2 protein-coding genes are annotated in these 2,527 nt (G+C 64.3%); both read right to left on the bottom strand.

Translation table 11 applies throughout. The features are described from left to right. Positions 1 to 124 precede the first annotated feature (124 nt). Positions 125 to 1,852: a DUF3363 domain-containing protein gene (locus tag WEA77_RS11220; protein WP_368067970.1), complete on the bottom strand. Its 1,728-nt coding sequence runs from the start codon at positions 1,850 to 1,852 to the stop codon at positions 125 to 127. 431 nt (positions 1,853 to 2,283) lie between these two features. Beyond that, positions 2,284 to 2,527: S26 family signal peptidase (locus tag WEA77_RS11215; protein WP_368067969.1), on the bottom strand; the 244-nt coding region annotated here is incomplete at its 5' end.

Genomic DNA, 2,527 nt, shown 5'->3' with positions numbered 1-2,527 from the left:
TAGTATTTTTGAAGGGGACAAGGAACCAGAACCTCCGATGCTAAAAACGCGATCAGCTTCGGTCTCTGGCTGCTGCCTGACCAGTGTGAATGGCGGCAAATCGCGGCAAGGACCTGCAAAGCCGCTACTGCGTCCTGCCGCGCCCCCGGCCACCCGGAAATGTCCAACCCATCCCGGCGCCCTTTGTCTCAATCACCAGGGCCTGCCCCCTCAGCCGCTCCATCTCGCGCCGCCAGGGGACAAGCGCGAACGCTTTCTCCGAACCGATCAGCGCCATGCGCCCCTGGGCGAGATGGAAGCTGCGCTCGTAGCGTCCTTCGAACGGCGCGCCGCTCGGCTCAGCAAGCGTCCTGCCAGTTTTCGCAGCTTCAATGGCGGCAACCCTTGAAAGCTCAGCCGAGCGCAGGCGCATCCTCGTATCCGAAGACAGTGCCATCTCGCCTGCCGCCAGGAGGCCCTGCTCCCTGAGGAATGCGAGGCGGCCCTGGCGCGCTGAAGCAATCCTCGAGGACAGGACCGCATCGCCGGCCGCTTCCCGGCCATCAAGCCATGTTTCGGCCCGCGCAGAGACCTGCGGCTCGAGCGCCATCCAGCTGCGCACCTGGAGCGATACCCGTCCGCCGCGAGACGCCTCAAAACCGGCAGCGCGTTGCAGATAGTCTGGCGGAATGGTCCAGCTCCCATCGGGGGCGCGATCAACAAGGCCCTTCATTCGCAGCGCTTCCAGCCGCCGCTTGTGCGCCAGGCGGTAGTCCGCTGAGCCCCCCGGATCCAACGCCTCATGATAGGCGTCAGAATAGATCCCGCCGGTCTCTGCCGCGATGCGCGCGATCGTGTGATCCGCCTGCCTTGGCAAAGCTGTCCTTGACGCGACCTCTACGACCGCGCCGCGCGGCGGCAAGTCGCCGGGCTCCAGACCGCGCGCCGGTACATGCCAGACCTCTCCGCCGAGGTCCTCGACCAGCAGGAACCGCGTGTCCCGCAATTCGTCCTCGGGGCCTTGTGAGATCACGATGCCGGTGAAGGGCCGTTCGACCTGCCCGCCGCCTTCCGCAAAGCGCACCGCGCGATGGGCCTGCTCCGGGCCGATGCCGGCGGCCAGTGACCGGACAATATCGCCCCGGCGTCCAAGCGCCTTGAGCGTCTCGTCCCAATCGTCCTTCAACCGCCACTCTGATGAGCCTTGACGCGTCGCCAGGTGCAGTCCTTCGAGGTGACGAAGGCGCTGCAGCATTGAGGCCCGCTCAAATCGCTGCGCCTCCGTCGCCGCAGGCGCGATTGCCACGACGGCATCTTTTGACATCGCCGCCAGCTTGCGGTCGATCCCCGTAAACCGGTCCGCAGCAATCTCCCGCTGCTCGGCGCGCAGGATGTCGAGTTCCCGGCGGGGTCCGAGCTCATCGGTGACGAGCTGGCTCGCCCGGCCGCGAAGGCCCTGCATCAGGTAGTTCGGCGCGATGACAAGATCGCGTCCCAATTCATCTCTGCCCCGGATGATGACATGAATATGCGGATGGCCGGTATTATGGTGATCGACGGCGACCCAGTCGAGCCTGGTGCCAACATCGCGTTCCATTTCGGCCATCAGGCGGCGCGTGTGGAATCTGAGATCGCCCAGCTCGACGGCGTCCTCTGCGGACACAATGATCCGAAACTGGTGCCGGTCGCCTTCACTGCGCTCCAGGAATGCACGCCCGTCCGCGGCATCGTCCTGCCGGTCATATAGCATGCCGCCGCTGCCATCACGTTCAACGCCGTCGCGCTGCACATAGCGCAGGTGCGCCGCGAGCGCGCTGGCACCGGCCCCAGACTTCACGCGCGCGATGTGGACCTTGACCGTCACGCGCCGCATCTGCCGCGCCGTCAGTCCGCGCGGATTCCGGACCGCCTGAGGCACAGCCCCCCTGCCCCGGCCGATCCGACTGCCTGTGAACCCGGTCTTTGGCTTTCGCGGGCCGAGCCTCGCGGCCGCTTTGCGAATATCACCGCCAGCGCGCTTGATCGATCCGCGTCCGCGGTCCTTCAGTTTTCCCAGGCGCGGCGTGAATTCGTCTTCTGTGCTCATCTGCGCGGCAGGGCCCCGTATGACAACCAATCGCCTGCCGGCTCAGGCAAGTTGCAGAATCTTGTCTGTCTCAAATTGTGGCATGAGCATACAGAAAAAGGATGTGCAGACAGGGTCTTGGATGTGCGTGTACGCACATCCTTATATCTTGCCCTACCGGGTTCGCTCGTCTGAACACTGCATACGCTTGCACCGCTTTGCATGGCGTTGTGATCCTGTCATTTCCCGAAGGTCATCAGGAGACGGACGGAGCCGTCCAGGTCTCCGCTGTCCGTGACGCCAAGATACCGCCCGTCGAGCGAGTCCGGATGCGGTGCCAGCAGGAAGTATTCTCCCGCTTCCAGACGCTGGCAGCCATCCCATACCGGCAGAAACCGCCCCTTTGAATTGATGGACCGCGCGAGCGCAACACGCTCGCCATTAATCAGGATATCGTGTCCATGACGGCAGATTTGATCACCC

This window comes from Hyphomonas sp. (genome assembly GCF_040882205.1).
In the GTDB taxonomy this organism is placed as follows: Bacteria; Pseudomonadota; Alphaproteobacteria; order Caulobacterales; family Hyphomonadaceae; genus Hyphomonas.
The sequence above is the reverse complement of the archived record's forward strand: the minus strand, read 5'-3'. Positions and strand labels throughout refer to the sequence as shown.